Annotated in this window: 26 protein-coding genes; 24 read left to right on the plus strand and 2 right to left on the minus strand. The window is 69.4% G+C overall.

Going from position 1 to position 22800, the window contains the following annotated elements:
• Positions 1-50: 50 nt before the first annotated feature.
• The 23 genes from ON38_RS27540 (at position 51) to ON38_RS27645 (ending at position 20659) form a co-directional block, all read left to right on the plus strand.
• The gene (locus ON38_RS27540; RefSeq protein WP_039827964.1) at positions 51-1247 is read left to right on the plus strand and encodes a homogentisate 1,2-dioxygenase; all 1197 of its coding nucleotides are present in this window, start codon (positions 51-53) and stop codon (positions 1245-1247) included.
• Positions 1244-2107, plus strand: a complete 864-nt coding sequence (locus ON38_RS27545; protein WP_039827965.1) for a hypothetical protein — start codon at positions 1244-1246, stop codon at positions 2105-2107. Before ON38_RS27540 ends, ON38_RS27545 begins: the two co-directional genes overlap by 4 nt.
• Positions 2104-3288 (plus strand): fumarylacetoacetase, encoded by a 1185-nt coding sequence (gene fahA, locus ON38_RS27550; RefSeq protein WP_039827966.1) that lies wholly within the window; start codon positions 2104-2106, stop codon positions 3286-3288. Before ON38_RS27545 ends, fahA begins: the two co-directional genes overlap by 4 nt.
• Positions 3285-4043 carry a CoA transferase subunit A gene (locus ON38_RS27555; protein WP_039827967.1) on the plus strand — a complete coding sequence of 253 codons (759 nt, stop codon included), beginning with the start codon at positions 3285-3287 and terminating at the stop codon, positions 4041-4043. The genes fahA and ON38_RS27555 overlap by 4 nt, the downstream gene beginning before the upstream one ends.
• Positions 4040-4702 (plus strand): 3-oxoacid CoA-transferase subunit B, encoded by a 663-nt coding sequence (locus ON38_RS27560; protein WP_051165283.1) that lies wholly within the window; start codon positions 4040-4042, stop codon positions 4700-4702. Before ON38_RS27555 ends, ON38_RS27560 begins: the two co-directional genes overlap by 4 nt.
• Before the next feature lie 309 nt (positions 4703-5011).
• A complete protein-coding gene (locus tag ON38_RS27565; protein WP_039827987.1) occupies positions 5012-5380 on the plus strand; it encodes a hydrogenase maturation nickel metallochaperone HypA/HybF in 369 nt (122 codons plus the stop codon).
• Positions 5344-6198 carry a hydrogenase nickel incorporation protein HypB gene (gene hypB, locus ON38_RS27570; protein WP_039827968.1) on the plus strand — a complete coding sequence of 285 codons (855 nt, stop codon included), beginning with the start codon at positions 5344-5346 and terminating at the stop codon, positions 6196-6198. The genes ON38_RS27565 and hypB overlap by 37 nt, the downstream gene beginning before the upstream one ends.
• Positions 6199-6279: 81 nt before the next feature.
• The gene (locus ON38_RS27575; protein ID WP_039827969.1) at positions 6280-7335 is read left to right on the plus strand and encodes an NADH-quinone oxidoreductase subunit B family protein; all 1056 of its coding nucleotides are present in this window, start codon (positions 6280-6282) and stop codon (positions 7333-7335) included.
• Positions 7336-7348: 13 nt separating this feature from the next.
• Positions 7349-9145 (plus strand): nickel-dependent hydrogenase large subunit, encoded by a 1797-nt coding sequence (locus tag ON38_RS27580; RefSeq protein WP_039827970.1) that lies wholly within the window; start codon positions 7349-7351, stop codon positions 9143-9145.
• A gap of 27 nt (positions 9146-9172) precedes the next feature.
• Positions 9173-10087, plus strand: a complete 915-nt coding sequence (locus ON38_RS27585) for a NifU family protein (RefSeq protein WP_039827971.1) — start codon at positions 9173-9175, stop codon at positions 10085-10087.
• Positions 10084-10710: a DUF5947 family protein gene (locus tag ON38_RS27590; protein ID WP_039827973.1), complete on the plus strand. Its 627-nt coding sequence runs from the start codon at positions 10084-10086 to the stop codon at positions 10708-10710. The genes ON38_RS27585 and ON38_RS27590 overlap by 4 nt, the downstream gene beginning before the upstream one ends.
• Positions 10710-11357: a DUF6084 family protein gene (locus ON38_RS27595; protein ID WP_039827974.1), complete on the plus strand. Its 648-nt coding sequence runs from the start codon at positions 10710-10712 to the stop codon at positions 11355-11357. The genes ON38_RS27590 and ON38_RS27595 overlap by 1 nt, the downstream gene beginning before the upstream one ends.
• Positions 11354-12748 (plus strand): hypothetical protein, encoded by a 1395-nt coding sequence (locus tag ON38_RS27600; RefSeq protein ID WP_174372468.1) that lies wholly within the window; start codon positions 11354-11356, stop codon positions 12746-12748. Before ON38_RS27595 ends, ON38_RS27600 begins: the two co-directional genes overlap by 4 nt.
• Positions 12749-12761: 13 nt before the next feature.
• Positions 12762-12881, plus strand: coding sequence for a DUF6893 family small protein (locus ON38_RS38285; RefSeq protein WP_085995495.1), 120 nt, complete (start codon positions 12762-12764; stop codon positions 12879-12881).
• Positions 12882-12903: 22 nt separating this feature from the next.
• The gene (locus ON38_RS27605; protein ID WP_051165285.1) at positions 12904-13221 is read left to right on the plus strand and encodes a hypothetical protein; all 318 of its coding nucleotides are present in this window, start codon (positions 12904-12906) and stop codon (positions 13219-13221) included.
• Between the two features lie 12 nt (positions 13222-13233).
• On the plus strand, positions 13234-13698 hold the full coding sequence (locus ON38_RS27610) for a hydrogenase maturation protease (RefSeq protein WP_039827975.1): 465 nt from the start codon (positions 13234-13236) through the stop codon (positions 13696-13698).
• Between the two features lie 2 nt (positions 13699-13700).
• Positions 13701-13943, plus strand: coding sequence for a HypC/HybG/HupF family hydrogenase formation chaperone (locus tag ON38_RS27615; protein ID WP_039827976.1), 243 nt, complete (start codon positions 13701-13703; stop codon positions 13941-13943).
• Positions 13940-16210: a carbamoyltransferase HypF gene (gene hypF, locus ON38_RS27620; RefSeq protein ID WP_083873142.1), complete on the plus strand. Its 2271-nt coding sequence runs from the start codon at positions 13940-13942 to the stop codon at positions 16208-16210. Before ON38_RS27615 ends, hypF begins: the two co-directional genes overlap by 4 nt.
• Before the next feature lie 19 nt (positions 16211-16229).
• Positions 16230-16550 (plus strand): HypC/HybG/HupF family hydrogenase formation chaperone, encoded by a 321-nt coding sequence (locus ON38_RS27625; protein WP_039827977.1) that lies wholly within the window; start codon positions 16230-16232, stop codon positions 16548-16550.
• Positions 16547-17659: a hydrogenase formation protein HypD gene (hypD, locus tag ON38_RS27630; RefSeq protein WP_039827978.1), complete on the plus strand. Its 1113-nt coding sequence runs from the start codon at positions 16547-16549 to the stop codon at positions 17657-17659. The genes ON38_RS27625 and hypD overlap by 4 nt, the downstream gene beginning before the upstream one ends.
• The gene (gene hypE / locus ON38_RS27635; RefSeq protein WP_039827979.1) at positions 17652-18731 is read left to right on the plus strand and encodes a hydrogenase expression/formation protein HypE; all 1080 of its coding nucleotides are present in this window, start codon (positions 17652-17654) and stop codon (positions 18729-18731) included. The genes hypD and hypE overlap by 8 nt, the downstream gene beginning before the upstream one ends.
• A 93-nt stretch (positions 18732-18824) precedes the next feature.
• Complete coding sequence (gene nicT, locus ON38_RS27640; RefSeq protein ID WP_218000846.1) at positions 18825-19886, plus strand: Nickel transporter NicT; 1062 nt, start codon at positions 18825-18827, stop codon at positions 19884-19886.
• Positions 19883-20659, plus strand: a complete 777-nt coding sequence (locus tag ON38_RS27645) for a DUF6390 family protein (protein ID WP_281004636.1) — start codon at positions 19883-19885, stop codon at positions 20657-20659. Before nicT ends, ON38_RS27645 begins: the two co-directional genes overlap by 4 nt.
• On the opposite strand, the gene ON38_RS27650 is transcribed toward ON38_RS27645, so the two are convergent.
• Positions 20629-21966, minus strand: a complete 1338-nt coding sequence (locus ON38_RS27650) for an MFS transporter (RefSeq protein WP_039827980.1) — start codon at positions 21964-21966, stop codon at positions 20629-20631. The genes ON38_RS27645 and ON38_RS27650 overlap by 31 nt on opposite strands.
• Positions 21967-22005: 39 nt before the next feature.
• Between ON38_RS27650 and ON38_RS27655 the strand changes: the two genes are divergently transcribed.
• Positions 22006-22362 carry an ArsR/SmtB family transcription factor gene (locus ON38_RS27655; protein ID WP_245564256.1) on the plus strand — a complete coding sequence of 119 codons (357 nt, stop codon included), beginning with the start codon at positions 22006-22008 and terminating at the stop codon, positions 22360-22362.
• A 37-nt stretch (positions 22363-22399) separates the two neighbouring features.
• Here the strand turns inward: ON38_RS27655 and ON38_RS27660 are convergent, their stop codons facing one another.
• Entirely contained in the window at positions 22400-22762 is a 363-nt protein-coding gene (locus tag ON38_RS27660) for an ArsR/SmtB family transcription factor (protein ID WP_039827981.1), read from the minus strand.
• Positions 22763-22800 lie beyond the last annotated feature (38 nt).

Raw genomic sequence — 22800 nt, forward strand, 5'->3', positions numbered from 1 at the left:
GTGAGCCCGCCTTTGTCTGATCCACATTCGTTCCCACGAGGAGGCAGGTCATGGCGTACTACCGCCAACTCGGCAATGTTCCGCCGAAACGCCACACCCAGCACCGCGACGACAGCGGCCGGCTCTACTACGAGGAGTTGATGGGGGAGGAGGGTTTCTCCTCGGATTCGTCGCTGCTGTACCACCGCGGCATCCCGTCGGCGATCTCCGGAGCCGATCTGTGGGAGGTCCCCGACCAGACCACCACACCGAACCATCCGCTCAAACCCCGGCACCTGAAATTGCACGCCCTGTTCCCGGCCGGTACCTGGGCGCAGACCGATGTGGTAACCGGACGGCGGTTGCTGCTCGGCAACTCCGATGTGCGGATCTCCTATGTGGTCGCGGCGAAGGAGTCGCCGCTGTACCGCAACGCCCTCGGCGACGAGATCGTCTATGTCGAATCCGGTGCGGCGCGGGTGGAAACGGTGTTCGGCGCCCTCGACGCCCGGCCGGGCGATTATGTCATGCTCCCGACCTCCACCACGCACCGCTGGATTCCGCGGGGAGAGGAACCGCTGCGGGCCTACGCGATCGAGTCGAGCAGCCATATCGTGCCGCCCAAGCGGTACCTCTCGCGGTTCGGGCAGCTGCTGGAGAACGCGCCCTACTGTGAGCGCGACCTGCACGGCCCCCGCGAGGTGCTGCTCGCCGAAGGCACCGATGTGGAAGTACTCGTCAAACATCGCACCTCCCGCGGCATCGTCGGCACCCGCATGGTGTACCCGCGGCACCCCTTCGATGTGGTCGGCTGGGACGGCTGCCTGTACCCGTACACGTTCAATATCGACGATTTCGAGCCGATCACCGGCCGGGTCCATCAGCCGCCGCCGGTGCACCAGGCGTTCGAGGGCGCCGGGTTCGTGGTGTGCAATTTCGTCCCGCGCAAGGTCGACTACCACCCGCTGGCCGTCCCGGTGCCGTACTACCACTCCAATGTCGATTCCGACGAGGTCATGTTCTACTGCGGCGGGAACTACGAGGCGCGCAAGGGTTCCGGTATCGGCCTCGGGTCGGTGTCGGTGCATCCCGGTGGGCACGCGCACGGGCCGCAGCCCGGCGGTATGGAACGTTCGCTGGGCCTGGAATCCGTCGAGGAGACCGCGGTCATGGTGGACACCTTCGCCCCATTGGAACTGGGTGAGGGCGCGCTCGCGTGCGAAGACCCGGAGTACGCCTGGTCGTGGCTGGGGGAGGCGAGCGCGTGATTCCCGCTCTCCTGCGCGGCCTGTGCGACGACGCGGCACTTTTCCCACCCGGCAACGCGCCGCTGCCCGACGCGCTGGCCGCGCATACGCGCTATCGGGACAGCGCTTTCGCCGCGCTCGTCGGCCCGCTGATCTTCCCTGTCCCGCGTCTGGTCGAACTGGCGCAGCGGGCACCCGGCCCGTTGACCGCGGTGTTCACCGCTCCGGAGGGACCGGGCAGCGTGGCTCCGGCGCTGGAGCGGGCCGCCGCGATCGACGGGCTGACCGTGACGGGACTGGAGATCGCCGCCCCTGCGCAGTCGTGCGCGCCGGAATTCTTCGCGGCGCTCGAATCGATCGCCGGCCCGACCGTGGGCCTCGAGGTGTTCGTCGAGGTGCCGCGGGACGAGCGGCGCCCGGCCTTCCTGGAGCGGCTCGCCGGCTCGCCCTACGCGGCGAAGTTCCGCACCGGCGGCATCGTGGCCGCGGCGTATCCGGACGAGCGGGAACTCGCGGCGGCGATACGGTCGGCCGTTGCCGCCGGGATCCCGTTCAAGGCGACCGCCGGACTGCACCACGCCGTCCGCAACACCGACCCCACCACCGGGTTCGAACAGCACGGCTTCCTCAATCTGCTGCTGGCGACCCACCTGGCTCTGGCCGGCGCCGACACCGGCGCGCTCGAGGCGGTGCTGGCGAACCGGAACGGCGCCGCGGTCGCCGCCGAACTGGCCGCGCTGTCGGAAGCCGAGGAGAAAGCCGTGCGGGCCGCGTTCCGCTCGTTCGGAACCTGCAGTATCGGCGACCCTCTCACCGAACTGGTGGATCTGAACCTGCTCCCGGCCGCCCTGCGGCCCGTCTCCGAAAGCTCAGCGTCATGACCGTCATCGATATCCCCGCCGATTCCCCGTTCGGGATCGACAATCTGCCCTACGGCGTCTTCTCCACCCCAGGCACCGCGCCGCGCGTCGGTGTCCGGGTCGCGGACCAGGTCGTCGATCTGGCCGTCGCGCTGGGCGACGAGGTGTTCGCGCGCCCGTCGCTCAACGATTTCATGGCGCGCGGCCCGCGGCAGTGGGCAGCCGTCCGTACCCGGATCACCGAACTTGTCCGGGGTGCTGTGCCCGCGGACGCCGTGTTCGACCTCGCCGATGCGACGATGCATCTGCCCATCGAGGTCGCCGACTACGTGGATTTCTACGCCTCCGAACAGCACGCGACCAATCTGGGCAAGCTTTTCCGGCCCGATTCGGCGCCCCTGATGCCGAACTGGAAACACCTTCCGGTCGGTTACCACGGCCGGTCCAGCACCGTGCTCGTCTCCGGCACCGATATCGTCCGCCCCTGCGGGCAGCGCAAATCACCCGCCGAGGAGGTCCCGAGCTACGGCCCGTCCCGGCGACTCGACATCGAGGCCGAACTGGGTTTCGTCGTCGGTGTGCCGTCCGAGCCGGGCAGCGTGATCACGCCCGACGAATTCGCCGAGCACGTCTTCGGCGCCGTGGTGGTCAACGATTGGTCCGCCCGCGATATCCAGGCCTGGGAGTACGTGCCGCTCGGCCCGTTCCTCGGGAAGAGTTTCGCGACCTCCATCTCGCCGTGGGTGGTGCCGCTGGCCGCCCTGGAAGCGGCCCGGATCGACACGCCGGTCCAGGATCCCGAACCGCTGCCGTACCTGCGCGGTGAGCAGAAATGGGGCCTGGACGTCGATCTCACCGTCGAATGGAACGGGCAACTGGTCTCCCGGCCGCCCTATGCCCGGATGTACTGGTCGCCTGCGCAGATGCTCGCCCACACCACGATCAACGGGGCCGCGGCCCGCACGGGCGACCTGTTCGCCTCCGGCACCATCTCCGGGGACGAGAAGGACCAGCGCGGCGCGTTCATCGAACTCACCTGGGGTGGGGCCGAACCGGTCGAGGTCAACGGACAGACCCGGACCTTCCTCGAGGACGGTGACGAGATCGCCATCGCGGCCACCGCACCCGGGCCCGGAGGGGCCCGGATCGGTTTCGGTGAGGTGCGCGCCCGGATCCTGCCCGCCACGCAGGCCCACCGATGAGCGCGAAGGTGGCGGCGTCGGCCGCCGCGGCCGTCGCCGATATCGGCAGTGGGGCGACGCTGGCGGTCGGCGGATTCGGCCTCTGCGGTATCCCGGACGCGTTGATCGCGGCGATCGCGGCGGGACCGGCGACCGGTTTCGAGGTCTACTCGAACAACTGCGGGGTCGACGACTACGGACTCGGCATCCTGCTCTCCGCCGGACGGATCGCGCGGGTCACGGCGTCCTATGTGGGCGAGAACAAAGAGTTCGCCCGCCAGTACCTCGCCGGGGAACTCGAGGTGGAACTGACACCGCAGGGCACGCTGGCCGAACGCCTGCGGGCCGGCGGCGCGGGTATCCCCGCCTTCTACACCCCGGCCGGGGTGGGGACGCCGATCAGCGAGGGCGGTCTGCCCTGGCGTTACCGGGCCGACGGCTCGGTGGCGGTGGCTTCCCCGCCCAAGGAGGTGCGGGAATTCCACGGTAGGCGCTATGTCCTGGAAGAAGGGATCCTCGCCGATTTCGCGCTTGTGCACGCCGTCGCCGGTGATACCGAGGGCAATCTCGTCTTCGACAAGACCGCGATGAATTTCAATCCGCTCGCCGCCATGGCCGGGAAGGTGACCATCGCCCAGGTGGAACGACTCGTCGAGCCCGGTGAACTGGACCCTTCGCAGATCCATCTGCCCGGCGTCTTCGTTCAGCGCATCGTCTGTACCGGGCCGCAGGACAAACGGATCGAGAAGCGCACAGTCCGGGAGGTATCGGTATGAGTTGGACCCGGCAGCAGATGGCGCGACGGGCCGCCGCCGAAATGCGCCCCGGTGAATACGTGAACCTGGGCATCGGCCTGCCGACGCTGATCCCGAACTACCTCCCGCCGGAGGTGAAGGTCGTCCTGCACTCGGAGAACGGCATCCTGGGCACGGGACCCTATCCCACCGCGGACGCGGTCGATCCCGACCTGATCAACGCGGGCAAGGAAACCGTGACGGTGAATGCCGGGGCGGCGTTCTTCGATTCGGCGCTGTCGTTCGGCATGATCCGCGGTGGGCACATCGATACCGCCGTCCTCGGCGGTATGCAGGTCTCGCGCACCGGTGATCTCGCGAACTGGATGGTGCCGGGCAAGATGGTCAAGGGCATGGGCGGTGCCATGGACCTGGTGCACGGTGCCCGCCGCGTCCTCGTCGTCATGGAACACACAGATCGCGCCGGCGGCGCCAAGATCGTCGAGCAGTGCACGCTGCCGCTGACAGGGCAGGGCGTGGTGCAGCGGATCATCACCGATCTCGCCGTCATCGATATCGACGACGGCGGGCCGGTACTGCGCGAACTCGCCCCGCAGGTGGAGGTGGAGCAGGTGCGGGCGGCGACCGGCACCGAGCTGGCTGTGGATCTTCTCGGCGCCGGCACCGGTGACACGCGGTAGGGTCTCCGGCCCGGTTCACCGGGGCGGGCGGCATCGGCGGAACTGCCTGTTCGAGCACTCGAGGGGCCCCCGTCCGTTCGATCCGGCGACGCGGTAGCGCGGCGAGGAGCGGGGGCGTCGCGGAGTTTCGCCGGCTATGTGCCGCGCGGAACCGGCGCGCCCGGTGGATCGCGTACTCGAGCACTCCGGTTCGCTTCGGACGGTGGTGATCCACATCGCGTGCGTGCGACGATCGGGCCGGCCGCGGGGTGACTTCGCAGCGTGTGGCGGGAGTAACATCCAGTTATCCCTCGACGAGTCGAGAGCATGATGCACGAACTCGCGATTGCGCAGAGTGTTGTCGACGCCGTGTGCGACCACGCGGCGGGGCGTGCGGTGTATCGCGTGACCGTCGATGTGGGTGTGCTGACCGCCGTGGTACCCGATGCGCTGCGATTCGCTTTCGATATCGCCGCCGAGGGCACCGTCGCGGACGGCGCGAGTCTGGATATCCGGTGCGTACCGGGTGCGGCGCACTGCCGTGCCTGCGGTGCGGACTTCACCGTCACCGAACTGCTCCTGTTGTGCCCGTGTGGAAGCGCGGATGTGGCGATAGGGGCTGGCCGGGAGCTGCGGATCCGCTCGATGGAAGTGAGCCGAGAATGTGCGCAACCTGCGGATGTGGAAACGACACGGTAGGCGTGATCACGGTCGGGCGCGACGGGCCGGCCGACCCCGGACACGAACACGGCCGGGACGGGCCGCCGCATACGCACGGTCCCGGCGACGAGCACGTACACGACGGTGGGGCCCCGCACACCCACCCGCCGGCGACCGAGACGGTATCGCTCGAACAGAAAGTGCTCGCGCGCAACGACCATCTGGCCCAGCACAACCGGGAGTGGCTGCGCGGGCGCGGCATCGTGGCCTTCAATATGACCAGTTCCCCGGGCGCGGGCAAGACCACGCTGCTCGAGCGGACGATCCGCGCGCTGCCCGGTACCCCGATAGCGGTGATCGAGGGGGATCAGGAGACGGTCCGCGATGCCGAGCGGATCGCGGCGACCGGAGCCCGGGCGGTTCAGGTCAACACGGGGGCCGGCTGCCATCTGGACGCGGAGATGACGCGCCGGGCCCTGCACGCGCTGGACCCGGGGCCCGGCACGCTGCTGTTCATCGAGAACGTCGGCAACCTCGTGTGCCCGGCTCTGTTCGATCTCGGTGAGGCGCGCAAGGTTGTGCTGATCTCGGTGACCGAGGGGACGGACAAACCGCTGAAGTACCCCCATATGTTCGCCGCGGCCGGCCTGGTGCTCGTGAACAAGATCGACCTGCTGCCCTATGTCGATTTCGATCTCGCTGCCTGCACCGACTACGCGCGCGCGGTCAATCCCGGCCTCGAATTCCACCCGGTCTCGGCGACCACCGGCGCCGGGCTCGACCGCTGGTACGAGTGGCTGGCGGAGCAGCGCCGGGCGGCGGCGACGAGTCTTGAGAGCGCAGGTCACCCCGTCTAGACTGTTGTGATCAGAGTCACAATCCGTGGTCTATGAGCCGGAACGGCCAGTCCCCGCTTCGACTCCGGAAGGTGGCAGCGTATGCCAACTCAGGAAGCGGTCCGAGCCGAAGAGACCTTGATCCACGTGCTCTGGATCAACGCGGGTCTCAGTTGCGACGGCGATTCGGTGGCGTTGACCGCCGCCACCCAGCCCAGTGTCGAGGAAATCGCCCTCGGCGCCCTCCCCGGTCTCCCGAAAGTCGCGGTGCACTGGCCACTCATCGACTTCGAGTGCGGTCCCAATGGCGGTGCCGACGATTTCCTCGAATGGTTCTTCCGGGCAGACCGTGGCGAAATCGACCCGTTCGTCCTGGTCGTGGAGGGGTCGATACCGAACGAGCAATTGCACGAGGAGGGGTACTGGTGCGGATTCGGCAATGATCCCGCCACCGGCCAGCCCCTGACGACCAGCGAATGGCTGGACCGTCTCGCGCCGAAGGCCACGGCCATCGTGGCGGCCGGCACCTGCGCGACCTACGGCGGTATCCACGCCATGGCCGGTAACCCGACCGGCGCCATGGGCGTGCCCGACTATCTCGGCTGGGACTGGAAGAGCAAAGCGGGAATTCCGATCGTCTGCGTACCCGGCTGCCCCATCCACCCGGACAATTTATCGGAGACGCTCACCTATTTGCTCTACACGGCCACCGGTCAGGCCCCGATGATCCCGCTCGACGAGGCACTGCGCCCCAAGTGGCTGTTCGGAGCGACCGTGCACGAGGGTTGCGACCGCGCGGGCTACTACGAAGAGGGTGATTTCGCCACCGAGTACGGGTCCCCGAAATGCATCGTGAAGCTGGGCTGCTGGGGTCCGGTGGTCAAGTGCAATGTGCCCAAGCGCGGGTGGATCAACGGTGTGGGCGGCTGCCCGAACGTGGGCGGTATCTGCATCGGCTGCACCATGCCCGGCTTCCCTGACAAATTCATGCCGTTCATGGACGAGCCGCCCGGCGGGAAGTTCTCCTCCGCCGCCTCGGGCATCTATGGATCGGTGGTCCGCAGCCTCCGTCACATCACCGGTCGTACCGTCGACAAAGAGCCACGCTGGCGGCACAGGGGCGAACAGCTCGAGACCGGCGCGACCCGAACCTGGTAGGAGGGATCCGGCGATGACCCAGATCATCCCCGAGCCGTCACACCGGACGATCGAACCGGACAGCCTCGTCGAGATGGCGTGGGATCCGATCACCCGCATCGTCGGCAGTCTCGGGATCTACACCAAGATCGATTTCGACAACAGCGAAGTCGTGGAGTGCCACAGCACCTCCTCGATCTTCCGCGGCTACTCGGTGTTCATGCGCGGTAAGGACCCGCGCGACGCCCATTTCATCACCAGCCGCATCTGCGGTATCTGCGGCGACAACCACGCGACCTGTTCCTGCTACTGCCAGAACATGGCCTACGGCGTGCAGCCGCCACATCTGGGCGAATGGATCGTCAACCTCGGCGAGGCGGCCGAGTACATGTTCGACCACAACATCTTCCAAGAGAATCTGGTCGGGGTGGATTTCTGCGAGAAGATGGTCGCCGAGACCAATCCCGGCGTGCTCACGGTGGCCGAACGGACCGAGGCCCCGCACGCGCAGGCCCACGGCTACCGCACCATCGCCGACATCATGCGCGCGCTGAATCCCTTCACCGGGGAGTTCTACCGGGAGGCCCTGCAGGTGAGCCGGTACACCCGCGAGATGTTCTGCCTGATGGAGGGCCGGCACGTGCACCCGTCGACGCTGTATCCGGGCGGCCCGGGCACCGTGGCGACGGTCCAGCTGATGACCGACTACATGACCAGACTGATGCGCTATGTCGAGTTCATGAAGAAGGTCGTACCGATGCACGACGATCTGTTCGACTTCTTCTACGACGCGATCCCCGGCTACGACCAGGTGGGCCTGCGGCGCACGCTGCTGGGCTGCTGGGGTTCGTTCCAGGATCCCGAGTTCTGCAACTTCTCCTATGCGGATATGGAGGACTGGGGTCGCAAAATGTTCGTCACCCCGGGTGTGGTGGTCGACGGCAAACTGGTGACCACCTCCCTGCTCGATATCAACCTGGGCCTGCGGATCCTGCTGGGCAGTTCGTACTACGAGGACTGGACCGATCAGGAGACCTTCGTGGCCACCGATCCGCTGGGAAACCCGGTGGACCGGCGGCACCCGTGGAACCAGCACACCAATCCCCGGCCCCAGAAACGCGACTTGGAAGACAAGTACAGCTGGGTTATGTCACCGCGCTGGTTCGACGGCACCGATCACCTGGCCCTGGACACCGGCGGCGGGCCGCTGGCGCGGCTGTGGTCGACGGCGCTGGCCGGGCTGGTCGATATCGGCTACGTGCAGTCCACCGGCCACAGTGTGCAGATCAACCTGCCCAAGACCGCGCTCGCCGGCCCGGTCACGCTGGAATGGAAGATCCCCGCGCACGGCAGCAACACCATCGAACGCGACCGTGCCCGGACCTACTTCCAGGCCTATGCCGCGGCCTGCGCGCTGCACTTCGCCGAAAAGGCGCTGGCGGAGATACGGGCCGGGCACACCAAGACCTGGGAGGAGTTCGAGGTGCCCGAGGAGGGCATCGGGTGCGGTTTCACCGAGGCGGTGCGCGGTGTGCTCTCGCACCACATGGTGATCCGGGACGGGAAGATCGCGAACTACCACCCGTATCCGCCCACCCCGTGGAACGCCAGTCCGCGTGACAGCTACGGCACGCCGGGTCCGTACGAGGACGCGGTGCAGGGCCAGCCGATCTTCGAGGAGAACGACCGCGAGCATTTCAAGGGCATCGACATCATGCGCACCGTCCGCAGTTTCGATCCCTGTCTGCCGTGTGGTGTGCACATGTACCTCGGCAAGGGGCAGAGCCTGCGGAAACTGCATTCACCGACGCAGACGGCCACACCGGAATGAGTCCGGTACCGGCGACGGGAGGGCGAGGTGGACGCATCCCCGCGCGAACGGGACGACACTGCACCTGACGCGCAGCGCTGGCGCGCGGCGGGCGACCGGATCGAGACACTGCTGGAGGCCAGTTCGACGGGCGGCGCCGTCGCCCGCGAGCGGGCCGAGGAACTGGTGCGCGAGGTGGCCGGGTTGTACGGGGCGGGGCTGGCCCGGGTGGTCGAACTGCTGGACACGGGGACGCTCGAACTCCTGGCCCGTGACGACCTGGTCGCGAGTCTGCTGCTCGTGCACGGGCTACACCCCCACGATGTGGAGGCGAGGGTGCGGACCGCGCTCGACAGCGTACGGCCCTATCTCGGTTCGCACGGCGGTGATGTCGACCTGGTCGGGATCGTCGACGGGGTGGTCCGCCTGGAGCTGACGGGCAGCTGCCGCAGTTGCCCGTCCTCATCGGTGACCCTGGAACTGGCCGTGGAGGACGCCGTACGTGCCGCCGCCCCGGAGATCGAGACCATCGAAGTCGTGGCCGCACAACCGGAACAGTCCGGGCTGATCGCCGCCGATTCGCTGTTCTCCCGGGTGCGCTCCGACGATCGTGCGGCGGGCAGCTGGGTGGCGGTTCCCGAACTCGCCGAACTCGTCCCCGGCGAAGTGGGCGGATTCGCGGTCGCCGGGCACCCGGTACTTGCCTGCCGGGTGGGCGAGCAGCTGTTCGCCTACCGGGACCACTGCCCGGCCTGCGGGCATTCGCTGGCGGGAGCCGCGCTGCACCGGCGGGCCGGACACCCGGTCGGGGACGCGGTACTGCGCTGCCCGAGCTGTCGCGCGCATTTCGATATCGTGCGGGCCGGGGCGCGTCTCGACGGGGACGGTCACCTGGAACCGCTTCCGGTCCTCGTGCGATCCGGTGAACCGTCGGTGGCCGTACCGGTGGGGGTGGCGGGGTGAACACACCGTCGCGCGTGCTCCGGCGGATCACCGCCGAACGCCCGCCCACGCCGCGGGCGGGCGAACGCTGCGAGATGTGCGCCGATCCGATCGCCGCCGAACACCAGCACGTGGTGGATATCGAGGGCCGGCAGCTGATGTGCGTCTGCCGCGGGTGCTACCTGCTGTTCGTGGACCAGCAGGCGGCCTTGAGATACCGGGCGGTGCCCGACCGCTATCTGGCCTTCCCCGGGTTCACGATCGGCGCGGCCGAATGGGACGCGCTGGATATACCGGTGGGGCTGGCCTTCTTCTTCCACAACTCCGCGGAAGACCGGACCGTGGCCTTCTATCCGGGCCCCGCGGGCGCGACCGAATCGGAACTGCCGCTGGACCGCTGGCAGACGATCCTGCGGCGGCATCCGGAGCTGGATGTGCTCGCCCCCGATGTCGAAGCCCTGCTGATCCGCGTCCCGGACAACGGGATCGACCGGGCGAGCTGTCTGCTCGTCCCGATCGACGCGTGCTACGAGTTCGTCGGCCGGATGCGACTGCTGTGGCGCGGTTTCGACGGCGGCCGGGAGGTGCGCGACTATCTCGACGATTTTTTCACGACCGTATCCGCCCGGGCCCGGGACGCGTGATGAGTCCCGTGCATTCGACAACGTTCGCGGTGCTGGAGATCGCGCCGCAGCCCTACTCCGTCGCGCCGATTCTGTCCGCCCGGGTCGGCATCGCCTCGCTCGCCGACGAACCCGTTCACGCGATCGCCCTGCGCGCGCAGGTACGGATCCAGCCGTCGCGCCGTCGCTACTCCGACGAAGAGGGCGCCGGCCTGACCGACCTGTTCGGCGCGCGCGATCGCTGGCGAGATACCCAGCGCTCTTTCCTCTGGATGCACTGCGCCACCATGGTGCCCGGCTTCTCCGGCGGCGCCGAGGTGGATATGCCGATGCCGTGTACCTACGACTTCGAAGTGACCGGATCGAAATACCTGCACGCCCTGCGTGAGGGCACTGTGCCGCTGCTCTTCCTGTTCAGCGGCACGGTGTTCATCAAGGGCAGTGGCGGATTCGCGATCCAGCAGATCCCCTGGGACCGCGAGGACACATTCGATATGCCGCTGTCGGTGTGGCAGGAGCTGATGGCCGCGCATTTCCCGAATACCGGGTGGGTCCGGCTGCACCGGGACACCCTCGACGCGCTGGCCGCCTACAAATCCGGGCACGGCCTGCTCGGCTTCGACGACGCGGTGACGCGGCTGCTGGCGCGCGCGGAGGAGTTGCCGTGAGCACCGAACCGCTGGCCCGGGCCCGCGCCGTCGCCGACGCGGTGCTCTACGAGGGCTATCTGCTCTATCCCTACCGGGCGACCACGCGGAAGAACATGGCGCGCTGGCAGTTCGGTGTGCTGGGACCGCCGGGAGCGGCCGCGGCGGGGTACGGCGAGGAACCGTCGCTGTCGGCCGGGTTCGTGCTCGACCCGGCCGCGCAGCCGGTGCTGACGTGGACGATCCGCTTCCTGCAGCTCCAGCGGCGGCAGGTGCTGGGCGGCGACGGCCGCCCACGCGACGAGCTGTCCGTCGGCGCCCGCTCATGGCTGTCCTGGGACGAAGCCGTCCCCCAGGAGATCGTCGTCGGCCCGGTGGCCGCGCAATCCCTCGTCCGCCCACTGACGGTCGCGGCCGGCGTCGACACCGAGGAGATCGCCGATACTGCGGGGCGGGTGGCCGGGACACTCGTGCGGACCCGGCAGGCGCTCGCCGGTGAATTCGTGCTCACCGTCGCGCGCGACGGCCGGTTCCTGCGGCTCACGGTGGAGGTCCGGAATGTGGCCGCGCCCGCGACCGGGCCCCGGGACGCCCTTGCCCGGTCGCTGATCGGCGCGCACGTCCTGGGGCAGGTCACCGGCGGACAGTTCGTCTCGTCGCTGGATCCACCGACGGCGGCCGCCGCGGCGACCGGCCGCTGCGCGTCGCACCGGTGCTTCCCGGTGCTCGCCGGTCCGCCCGGTGATCACAGCCTGCTGCTGATCTCGCCGATCATCCTCTACGACCACCCCGAGATCGCCGCGCAGAGCGCGGGGGAGCTGTTCGATTCCACCGAGATCGACGAGATCCTCACTCTGCGGGTGATGACGATGACCGACGAGGAGAAGGCGCAGGCGCGGGCGACCGATCCGCGTGCCGCCGAGATCATCGACCGCTGCGACGCCGCGTCGCCGGAAGAGATGCGGCAGTTGCACGGTGTGCTGCGGGAGCCGGGGCGTGCGGCCGGCGGTCGCACCGACGACGGTCCGGCACCCCGGGAGCAGAGGCTGCCGCAGGAGGCGTGGACCGACCGGCCCCGTCCGGTGCCCGAAGTTCCCGACGGGATGGATTGGTGGGATCCGGTGGCCGACGGTGCCGTCCGGCCGGACAGCGACGCGGTGCCGGTGGCGGGTGCGCTGGTGCGCCGGGGCAGCCGGGTCCGGCTGCACCCGTCCCGGCGGGCCGATGCCCAGGATCTTTTCGTCGAGGGTGCGCCCGCCCGTGTCGTCACGGTGCACCAGGACGTGGACGGGGAAACGCACGTCGGGATCGTCCTGGATGACGACCCCGCTGCCGAACTGCACGAATGGTACGGCCGGTACCTCTATTTCGCGCCCGACGAACTGGAGCCGCTCGACGGTCCCGAGAAGTGAAAGGAAGTGCGTGATGCAGACGGTGGGAATTGTCTCGACAGCGGTGGTGGCGGTACTGGCGGCAGCGGGTGTCTACCTCGGTGTGCGGTCGGTACCCGACCTCCGGAGATATCTGAAGATCCGGCATATGTAGCGGCGGATCGGAAGGAGACACGATGCAGGAACCCAGGGAAGAACCACAGCAGGCACGCGGAGAGCCGGGTTCGCGCGATACCGGTGCGGACACCGTGGCCGGCGGGCCCACCGAACGCGAACCGGGCGATATCGGTCACGAGGAGGTGACCTCCGCGCACGGCGAGGACACCGAGCGGGAGGCCGAGTTCACCTCGGAGCCGCCCTCCGATACCGACCCGGCCGTTCCGCCCTACGAGGGGCGCAAACCGACCGCGAACGAACCGGGGGAGACGGCGACCGGGACGGTCGACGACCGGGATGTCGGCGGAGCGACGACGCCGACCGACGGAAGGGGTTGAGCGACGGACGCCGTGCTGGTCGCCGGGATCGGCAATATCTTCCTGGGCGACGACGGTTTCGGACCCGAGGTGGTGCGGCGGCTGCCGGAACACCCGGCGGCCGGTGCGCGGGTGGTGGACTACGGCATCCGCGGTATGCATCTGGCCTACGACCTGCTCGACCCGTGGGACGCGCTGGTGCTGGTCGACGCCGTGCCGGATCGCGGCACGCCGGGACGGATCGAGGTGATCCGGGCCGAACCCGGCCACGCCGAGACCGCCGCGCTGGACGCCCACGCCATGGATCCGGCGGCGGTGTTCGCCGGTGTCCGGGCCCTGGGCGGCGCCGTGCCCCCGACCGTGGTCGTCGGATGCCAGGTCGAATCGGTGGACGAGCGGCTCGGGCTGTCCACCCCGGTCGGTGACGCGGTGGACGCGGCCGTGGCGACCGTGGGCCGCGTCGTCGCCGAACTGCTCCGCCCACATCAGGAGGTGTGATCATGTGCCTCGGTATCCCCGGCCGGGTCGTCGCGGTACCCGACGGCTACCACCGGCAGATCGCCGTGGTGGACGTATCCGGTGAGCAGCGACGGGTGAATATCGGCCTGCTCGACGACGACCCGGCGCGACCCGGCGACTGGGTGGTCATCCATATGGGCTTCGCGGTCGAGAAGACGGATGCGGCCGGCGCCGCCGAGGCGATGGCGGGACTGCGCCTACTCGGACGGGGTGAACAGCCGTGACGGCCGGCCGGGCGCGGCGCCGGTTCGTGGTGCGCGGCGTGGTGCAGGGCGTCGGGTTCCGGCCGTTCGTCTACACCACCGCGGCGGAACTGTCGCTGAGCGGCCGGGTGTCCAACGACAGCAGCGGGGTCTTCATCGAGACCGAGGGCGCCCCCGCCGACCTCGCGGAGTTCGAGCGGCGCCTCCGGACCGCTCCGCCCCCGCTGGCGGTGGTGGAGTCGATCGAATGCCGGGACCTGCCGGTCCGCGGCGGCACCGGATTCCGGATCGCCGGCACCACCGCGGGCGGCGGTCGTACGCTGGCCTCACCCGATATCGCGATCTGCGCGGCGTGCGCCGCGGAATTGCGTGATCCCGCCGACCGGCGCTACCGGCACCCCTTCGTCAACTGTACGAACTGTGGTCCGCGGTTCACCATCATCGCGTCCCTGCCCTACGACCGGGCGCGGACCTCGATGGCCGATTTCCCCATGTGCGAGCGGTGCGCCCGGGAGTACCACGATCCGGCCGATCGCCGATTCCACGCCCAGCCCATCGCCTGCCCCGACTGCGGTCCCCGCCTGTACTACGCCGGGCCGGGCGGCGGTGAACCGCTCGCCGCCGCCCGGGCACTGCTGCGATCCGGCGGCATCCTCGCGGTGAAGGGCGTCGGCGGTTATCACCTGGCCTGCGATGCGTCCGCGGAGACCGCGGTGGCCGAGTTGCGCCGCCGGAAACGGCGCGGCGGAAAGCCGTTCGCCGTGATGGCGCCGGATCTCACGGTCGCCGGAGCGATCGCCGGGGTCGACAGCGTCGCCGCGGCACTGCTGACCGGGCCGCAGCGACCCATCGTGCTGCTCCCGCGCGGGGCCCGGCCGATCGCCGGCTCCGTCGCGCCGGGCAACCCCGATCTCGGTGTGCTGCTCGCCTATACCCCGCTGCATATCCTGCTCTTCGGTCTGCCCGGCGATCCGCCCGGACCCGATGTGCTGGTGATGACCTCCGGAAACCGCAGCAGTGAGCCGATCTGCTACCACGACGCGGACGCCCGGGAACGGCTCGCCGGCCTGGCCGACGGATGGCTGTGGCACGACCGCCGGATCCTGGTGCCCTGCGACGATTCGGTGGTGCGCGTCGTCGACGGCGTCGAAACGCCGGTGCGCCGGTCCCGGGGGTACGCGCCGTTGCCGCTCGCGCTGCCGGTGCCGGTGTCCCCGACGCTCGCCGTGGGGGCCGATCTGAAGAATGTCTGCGCGGTGGCCGAGGGCCGGTATGCCTGGTTGAGCCAGCATGTCGGCGATATGGACGATCTGGCCACGCTGCGGGCCTTCGATGCCACCGAACGGCATCTGCGGGAACTGACCGGCGTACACCCCATTCAGCTCGCCGCCGATACCCATCCGGGCTATCGCTCCACGGAGTGGGCACGCCGCGCCGCGGGTGAGCGCCCGGTGCGCACCGTGCAACACCATCACGCGCATATCGCCGCGGTGATGGGGGAGCACGGCCTCGGACCGTCCGACACGGTACTGGGTGTCGCGTTCGACGGCACCGGATTCGGCCCCGACGGCGCGGTGTGGGGCGGGGAATTCCTGGCCGCGGGGTACAAGGGCTACCGTCGGCTGGCGCACCTGAAATACGTGCCGCTGGCCGGCGGAGATACGAGCGTGCACCGGCCGTACCGGATGGCGCTGGCGCATCTGTGGGCGGCGGGTATCGACTGGCGGGCGACGATCGCCTCGGTCCGCGCCTGCCCGCCGGAGGAACGCGCGGTGCTCGCCCACCAGTTCGAGACCGGCCTGGGGTGTGTGCCGACCTCGAGCATGGGCCGGCTGTTCGACGCGGTGGCCTCGCTGGCCGGGGTCCGGCACACCGTGGACTACGAGGCCCAGGCGGCCATCGAACTCGAAGGGCTGTCCCGGCGCGCCGATCCGGGCGATACCGAGTACCGGTTCGCGATCGATACCGGCCGCGACCCGGTGTCCATCGATCCCGCCCCGGTGCTCGCGGCGGTGGTCGCGGATACCGAGAACGAGGTCCCGGCCGCGGTGATCGGCGCCCGTTTCCACGCCGCGCTCGCGCGCTTGGTGCTGGAGACGGCCCTGGCCCACCAGGGTGCGGCCACGACCGTCGCCCTCTCGGGCGGTGTGTTCCAGAACGCGCTGCTGTTGTCGGTCACCCGGCGGCTGCTGCGGGACCACGGTTTCACCGTGCTCACCCACCATCGGCTGCCGCCCAACGACGGCGGTCTCGCGTTCGGTCAGGTGCTCGCGGTCGCCGCGGGCTGAGCGGAGAAGGAGGACGATCATGTGCCTGGCAGTTCCCGGAAAGGTACTCAGCCTCGAGGAGCGCGACGGCACGCTCATGTCGGTCGTCGATTTCGGCGGCGTGCACAAGGACGTATGCCTGCAGTACATCCCGGATGCCGCGATCGGTGACTACGTCGTCGTGCACGTCGGTTTCGCCATCCAGCGGCTGGACGAGGAATCGGCGCTGGCGACCCTGGCCGAATTCGAACACCTCGGCGTCCTGAACGAGGAGTTCGCCGACGGTTTCGCCGTCGCGGCGGCCCAGGCGGGAGTGGACAACCCCGAGGCGCCCCGGCGGCCCGACAAGGAGGAACCGTGAAATATCTCGACGAATTCAGTGATCCCCAGTTGGCGAAGAAACTTCTGGACCGGATCCGCGCCACCACCGACCGCCGGTGGGCGATCATGGAAGTGTGTGGCGGACAGACACATTCGATCATCCGGCACGGGATCGACCAGTTGCTGCCGGACCGGATCGAGATGATCCACGGCCCGGGGTGCCCGGTGTGCGTCACCCCCCTGGAGGTCATCGACAAGGCCCTCGAGATCGCCGCCCGGCCCGGGGTGATCTTCTGCTCCTTCGGCGATATGTTGCGGGTTCCGGGCAGCGAGAAGGATCTTTTCCACGTCAAGAGCGAAGGCGGCGACGTCCGGGTGGTCTACTCGCCGCTGGACGCGCTGGAGCTGGCCAAGGCGAATCCGGACCGGCAGGTGGTCTTCTTCGGGATCGGATTCGAGACCACGGCCCCGGCCAACGCGATGACGGTCTATCAGGCCCAGCGCCTGGGTATCGAGAATTTCTCGCTGCTGGTATCGCATGTGCTGGTGCCGCCGGCGATCGCCGCGATCATGGAATCGCCGCAGTGCCGGGTACAGGCGTTCCTGCTGGCCGGGCACGTGTGCACGGTGATGGGCACCCGGGAGTACCCGCCGCTGGCCCAGCGGTATCGGGTTCCCATGGTAGTGACCGGTTTCGAGCCGCTGGATATCCTCGAGGGCATCCGCCGCACGGTGGCACAGCTCGAGGCCGGCCGGCACGAGGTGGAGAACGCCTATCCGCGCGCGGTCTCGGCGGCGGGGAATCCGGCGGCCAAGGCCATGCTCGACGATGTCTTCGAGGTCACCGACCGGGCCTGGCGGGGGATCGGGGTGATCCCGGACAGCGGGTGGCGGCTGTCGCTGCGCTACCGCGACTACGACGCCGAACACCGGTTCGCGGTGGGCGAGCTGCACACGGCCGAATCGGCGATCTGCCGGTCCGGGGAGGTGCTGCAGGGCCTGATCAAACCCAACGAATGCGCCGCGTTCGGCACCCAGTGCACACCGCGCAACCCGCTGGGCGCCACCATGGTCTCTTCGGAGGGCGCGTGTGCCGCCTACTACCTGTACCGCCGGCTGGACCAGCCCGCGGAGGTGGCCCATGCGTGAGGATCCGATGATCCCCGCGGCGACGATCGATGCCGAGGGGTGGGTCTGCCCGATGCCGCTGCGCGACGCGCCGAATATCGTGATGGGTCACGGTGGCGGCGGGGCCATGTCGGGTGAGCTGATCGAGCACCTGTTCCTCCCGGCCTTCGGGGCCGCGGCCGACGCCGGCCTGGGCGATTCCGCGGTCGTCGCGGTCGACGGCACCCGCCTGGCCTTCTCCACCGATTCCTTCGTCGTGAAACCGCTGGTCTTCCCGGGTGGTTCGATCGGCGAGCTCGCGGTCAACGGCACCGTCAACGATCTGGCCATGGCGGGTGCGCGACCCCTGGTGCTGTCCACCGCGTTCATTCTCGAAGAGGGCACCGCGCTGTCCGAGATCGCCCACGTGGCCGAGGCGCTCGGCACCGCGGCGACCGCGGCCGGGGTCTCGCTGGTGACCGGCGACACCAAGGTCGTCGACGCCGGGCACGGCGACGGCATCTTCATCAACACCGCCGGTATCGGTGTCCTCGCCGACGGCGTCGATATCCGGCCCGAACGGGCGGCACCCGGCGATATCGTCGTGGTCAGTGGTGAGATCGGGGTGCACGGTATCGCGGTGATGAGTTGCCGTGAGGGCCTGGAGTTCGGCACCACGGTGCTCAGCGACACCGCCCCACTGGCCGGGCTGGTGGCCACCATGCTGGAAACGGGTGTGGATCTGCACGTCCTGCGCGACCCGACCCGCGGCGGGGTGGCCGCGACGCTGAACGAGATCGCCCGGGCCGCCGGGACGGGCATCGTGCTGGACGAGACGGCCCTACCGGTACCGGCCGCGGTACGAGACGCCTGCGGGCTGCTCGGGCTGGATCCGATGTATGTCGCCAACGAGGGCAAGCTGGTCGCTTTCGTACCGCCCGCGGACGCGGATCGGGTACTGGCGGCGATGCGCGCCCATCCGCTCGGGGTACACGCGGCGGTGATCGGCAGCTGCGTCGAGGAGCATCCGGGAATGGTGGTGGCGCGCACCGCGCTCGGCGGCACGCGGGTGGTCGATCTGCCCGCCGGTGAGCAGCTGCCACGGATCTGTTGACGCGGCGAGACCGCCGGGACCGCCGCCCGGAAGGAACGAGGTACACCGACGGTGCGGAAATCGGTGGCGGCCGTGCGGGCGGCATGGTCGGAGCTGGAACCCGCGCAGCGCCGCAGCGCGGCCGGGATGACTCTCACGATCGTCGCCCTGCACCTCGTCGGCTTCGCGACCCTGCTGTTCCTGGTGGTTCCGGGCGGCTATCTCGTGGACGGCGCCGTGTTCGGTGCCGGGCTCGGGATCACCGCTTACACCCTGGGTATGCGGCACGCGTTCGACGCCGACCATATCGCCGCGATCGACAATACGACCCGCAAGCTCGTGGCCGAGAACCAGAAACCGCTGTCGGTCGGATTCTGGTTCTCCCTCGGGCATTCCACGATCGTGTTCGTGCTGGTCGCCCTGCTGGCAGCCGGAGTGAAGGCGCTCGCGGTCAATCTGCAGGACGACAATTCGCGGTTGCAGCAGTGGACCGGCGTGTTCGGCACCGGTGTGTCGGGGACCTTTCTCATCCTGATCGGGTTGCTGAACCTGATGTCGCTGATCGGGATCTGGCGGGTGTTCCGTGGGATGCGCGGCGGCGTGTACGACGAAGCCGAACTCGAACGCCGGCTCGACGACCGCGGTGCGCTGAACCGCGTTTTCGGTCCGCTGATGCGCGCGGTGCGCCGGCCGTGGCAGATGTATCCGGTCGGGCTGCTGTTCGGGCTCGGCTTCGACACCGTCACCGAGGTGGGTCTGCTCGTGATCGCCGGTGGGGCGGCCGCCACCGACCTGCCCTGGTACGCGATTCTCGTCCTGCCCGTCCTGTTCTCGGCGGGTATGTCGCTGTTCGACGCCCTGGACGGGACGTTCATGAACTACGCCTACGGCTGGGCCTTCGCGGGCCCGGTCCGCAAGATCTACTACAACTTCGTGGTCACCGGTCTGTCGGTCGCGGTGGCCCTGGTGATCGGGGCGCAGGAGATCATCTCGATCCTCACCGAGAAGCTCGACCTCACCACCGGCCCGCTGGCCTGGATCGGTGCGCTCGATCTCGGCGCGATGGGGTTCATCATCGTCGGCCTCTTCGTGCTCACCTGGGCCGCCGCCGCGGCGGTCTGGCGGTTCGGTGATGTCGAACGGCGGTGGCGGCGCGGAGTGCCGGTGGACCCGTGAGCACCTCCGCCGACGCCCGCGCCACCCGGGGAACCGAGATGTTCGCCCGGTACGCCTACGCGCCCAACCGGCTCGGCTACTGCGGCCCCGCCGAGACCTCGGCCCTGCGCGGCGGTTCCGCGGACCGGGTACGGGCGGCGGCGCGGCATTTCACCGGGGCCTGGCCCTATCTGCAGGTCATGTCGCGGATGACCGGTATCGCCGATCCGCTCGATCATCGGCTCGTCGAATCGTACTGGCTCGGCGGCGGGGTCGGCGCGGGACTGGATCCGGCCGCGTTCATCACCGAACTGCTCGCCGTGATCGGCCCGGCCGCGGGGCACTATTGGAAATATCTCGCCGAGGAGTCGCTGGCCGGTGAGGCCGCGGCCAATCACTGCTTCCACGTGTTCGGCATCTACCCCTGGACCCGGCTGCTCGGTCGCGGTGGCGAGCAGCCGATCCGGGTGCTCGACCGCTGCCGGATCAGCTGGGGGACGGTGACGGCCCGGTGCGGCGACGAACTGACGGTGCGGCGCCGGCGGCTGTCCTTCGACGGGGACAGGTTGCTGCTGGGCGCGCCGGCGGCCCTGTCGGTGCCCGTGTGGGAGGACGGGTTCTCGGCTGTACCCGAGGCGGCCCCGGGGCAGCTGGTCGCCCTGCACTGGGACCGGCTGTGCGGTCCGCTGACCACCGCGCAGGTCCGCACGCTGGCCGTGGCGACCGCTCGGCAGTTGCGGGTCACCAACCGGAGATCGGCCTATCAGCCGACCGGTGTGGGCCAGCGCCGGTGATCGTCGTCGATGACGAAGGTGTGGCTGTGCCGGTAGCTGTGCGCGCCCACCGGTACCGCGTCGTGGAGATGACCGGGATCGATCCGGTCGTCGTGGAGGTGGTCGAGCGCGGCGGGATCGTGCCGGGGCCAGTACCGCAGCGCCACGACGAGGCCGGCGCCGGCGAGGAGGGCGGGCACGATCCAGGCGATGGTGAATCCCGCCGAGGTGGTGAGCCGGCCCACGACCGGGTAGGTGACCAGCCAGCACAGATGCGAGAGCGAGAACTGCGCCGCGAAGAGAGCCGGCCGGTCCGTCGGATGCGCGGAACGCCGCAGCACACGCCCGGCGGGTGTGATCGCCAGCCCGGTGCCGGCGCCGATGAGTGCCCAGACCGCGAGGGCGACGGCCCGGCTCCCGGGCCCGGACAGCGTCATCGCGATCGCGGTCGCGATGCCGAGAACCAGGGTCCCCGCCCCGGCCAGCACGACGGGGCGTTCACCGACCCGGGCCAGCACCGGGGGCACCGCCAGGGCTGCGAGCATCGTGCCGAATCCGTTGGCCGCCAGCAGTACCGCGACGTCGGCGGGTGAGCCGCCCAGCGCATCGCGGACGTAATTGACGGTATCGACCATCACCACCGACCCCACCGCGGCCACCACGAGGTTCACTCCGAGCAGCCCGCGTAGCCGCGGGGTGGCAGCGAAGATCCGCAGGCCGACGGCCGTGCGGTCCCATATCCCGGTCACCGCCCGGCGGACCGGATCCGGAATCGCCGTGCCCGCCACCAGTATCGCGGAGACGAGGAAGCCCAGGGCGGTGCCGGCGAACAGCCGGTGGAAATCCAGCACGGTGAGCAATACCGCCGCGAGTACGGGGCTCAGCAGCGTCTCCATCGTCGCGGCCAACTGGGCGGCGGACAGCGCCCGGGTGTAGTCGCGGTCGTCGGGCAGGATATCGGGCAGCACGGCCTGGAAGGCCGGGGTGAACACGGCCGAGGCGGTCTGCAGCACCGCGATCGACAGGTAGACCTGCCATACCTCCTGCACGAACGGCAGGCTCGACGCCGCCGCGACCCGCACCAGGTCCAGCGCCACCAGCAACCCGCGGCGCGGCAGCCGATCGGCGTAGGCCGCCGCCACCGGCGCGACGGTGACATAAACCGCCATCTTGATCGTCAGGGCGGTGCCGAGGACCAGGCCCGCGTCTCGCCCGGCCAGCTCATAGGCGAGTAGCCCCAGCGCCACGGTGGCCAGGCCGGTGCCGCACAGGGCCGACACCTGCGCCGCGAACAGGCGCCGGTACGCACGATGGGCGAACAGTGACAACCCTCGACTCCTCGCTGCGGGCCCGAGCAGGAAGAATATGTGCTCGTGTACGCACATGATTCTAGTAGTCATTGGTCCGAGCTTCCGCCCCCGGATCTCGTCGACGCGGCCGCGACGGCGTTGCGGATGCTGTCCGATCCCACCAGGCTGCGGCTGCTGTGGCTACTGAGCGGTGACCACGAGCTGGACGTCGGTTCCCTGGCCGCGCGGGTCACGCTGGCCCGCCCGGCGGTCTCGCAGCATCTGGCCAAGCTGGAACTGGCCGGGCTCGTGGTCCGCCGCCGGGCCGGCCGCCGCATGCTCTACCGCGCCCGGGGCGGCCACGTACGCCGGCTCCTGGTCGAAACACTGAACGCCGCCGAACACCGGGTGCGCGGAATACCGGAGCACGACTGAATTCCCCCTGGCGGTGGGCCGCCGGTTCCGGTCGAATTCAGCCCACCGCTTCCGGGCGGTCGGTGAGACCCAGGCGGAGATGCTCGCTGTGGTAGATCGCCTCGTCGAGCAGCTGGGCGACATGGCTGTCGTAGAGGCTGTAGACGATGCTGCGCCCGCTGCGGGCGCCGGTGACCAGGCCGAGGTTGCGCAGCAGCCGCAGCTGGTGCGATACCGCCGACTGCTCCATCCCGACCGCCGTCGCCAGTTCGGTCACCGGGAGGGGGCCCTGGCGCAGTTCGCTCAGGATGAGCAGCCGGCTCGGCGTGGCCAGCGCTTGCAGTGTGGTCGCGACGCGGGCCGCCGCGTCCCCGTCCAACCGCGCGATCGGGCGGTCCCGGCCTTCGACCCCGTGTCCCATAAGTAGACAGCATATCAACCAGCATAAATGAAGACGTG

It is taken from the genome of Nocardia testacea NBRC 100365 (assembly GCF_000308775.1).
Classification (GTDB): domain Bacteria; phylum Actinomycetota; class Actinomycetes; order Mycobacteriales; family Mycobacteriaceae; genus Nocardia; species Nocardia testacea.

Bases quoted from the DNA above. Each gene is read 5' to 3' on its own strand.
- ON38_RS27575 (WP_039827969.1), top strand. From the start codon at position 6,280: ATGCCAACTCAGGAAGCGGTCCGAGCCGAAGAGACCTTGATCCACGTG.
- ON38_RS27595 (WP_039827974.1), top strand. From the start codon at position 10,710: ATGAGTCCCGTGCATTCGACAACGTTCGCGGTGCTGGAGATCGCGCCG.
- ON38_RS27605 (WP_051165285.1), top strand. From the start codon at position 12,904: ATGCAGGAACCCAGGGAAGAACCACAGCAGGCACGCGGAGAGCCGGGT.
- ON38_RS27625 (WP_039827977.1), top strand. From the start codon at position 16,230: ATGTGCCTGGCAGTTCCCGGAAAGGTACTCAGCCTCGAGGAGCGCGAC.
- ON38_RS27615 (WP_039827976.1), top strand. From the start codon at position 13,701: ATGTGCCTCGGTATCCCCGGCCGGGTCGTCGCGGTACCCGACGGCTAC.
- ON38_RS27555 (WP_039827967.1), top strand. From the start codon at position 3,285: ATGAGCGCGAAGGTGGCGGCGTCGGCCGCCGCGGCCGTCGCCGATATC.
- ON38_RS27580 (WP_039827970.1), top strand. From the start codon at position 7,349: ATGACCCAGATCATCCCCGAGCCGTCACACCGGACGATCGAACCGGAC.
- ON38_RS27565 (WP_039827987.1), top strand. From the start codon at position 5,012: ATGCACGAACTCGCGATTGCGCAGAGTGTTGTCGACGCCGTGTGCGAC.
- hypB (WP_039827968.1), top strand. From the start codon at position 5,344: ATGTGCGCAACCTGCGGATGTGGAAACGACACGGTAGGCGTGATCACG.
- ON38_RS38285 (WP_085995495.1), top strand. From the start codon at position 12,762: ATGCAGACGGTGGGAATTGTCTCGACAGCGGTGGTGGCGGTACTGGCG.
- ON38_RS27540 (WP_039827964.1), top strand. From the start codon at position 51: ATGGCGTACTACCGCCAACTCGGCAATGTTCCGCCGAAACGCCACACC.
- ON38_RS27660 (WP_039827981.1), bottom strand. From the start codon at position 22,762: ATGGGACACGGGGTCGAAGGCCGGGACCGCCCGATCGCGCGGTTGGAC.
- fahA (WP_039827966.1), top strand. From the start codon at position 2,104: ATGACCGTCATCGATATCCCCGCCGATTCCCCGTTCGGGATCGACAAT.
- ON38_RS27560 (WP_051165283.1), top strand. From the start codon at position 4,040: ATGAGTTGGACCCGGCAGCAGATGGCGCGACGGGCCGCCGCCGAAATG.
- hypE (WP_039827979.1), top strand. From the start codon at position 17,652: ATGCGTGAGGATCCGATGATCCCCGCGGCGACGATCGATGCCGAGGGG.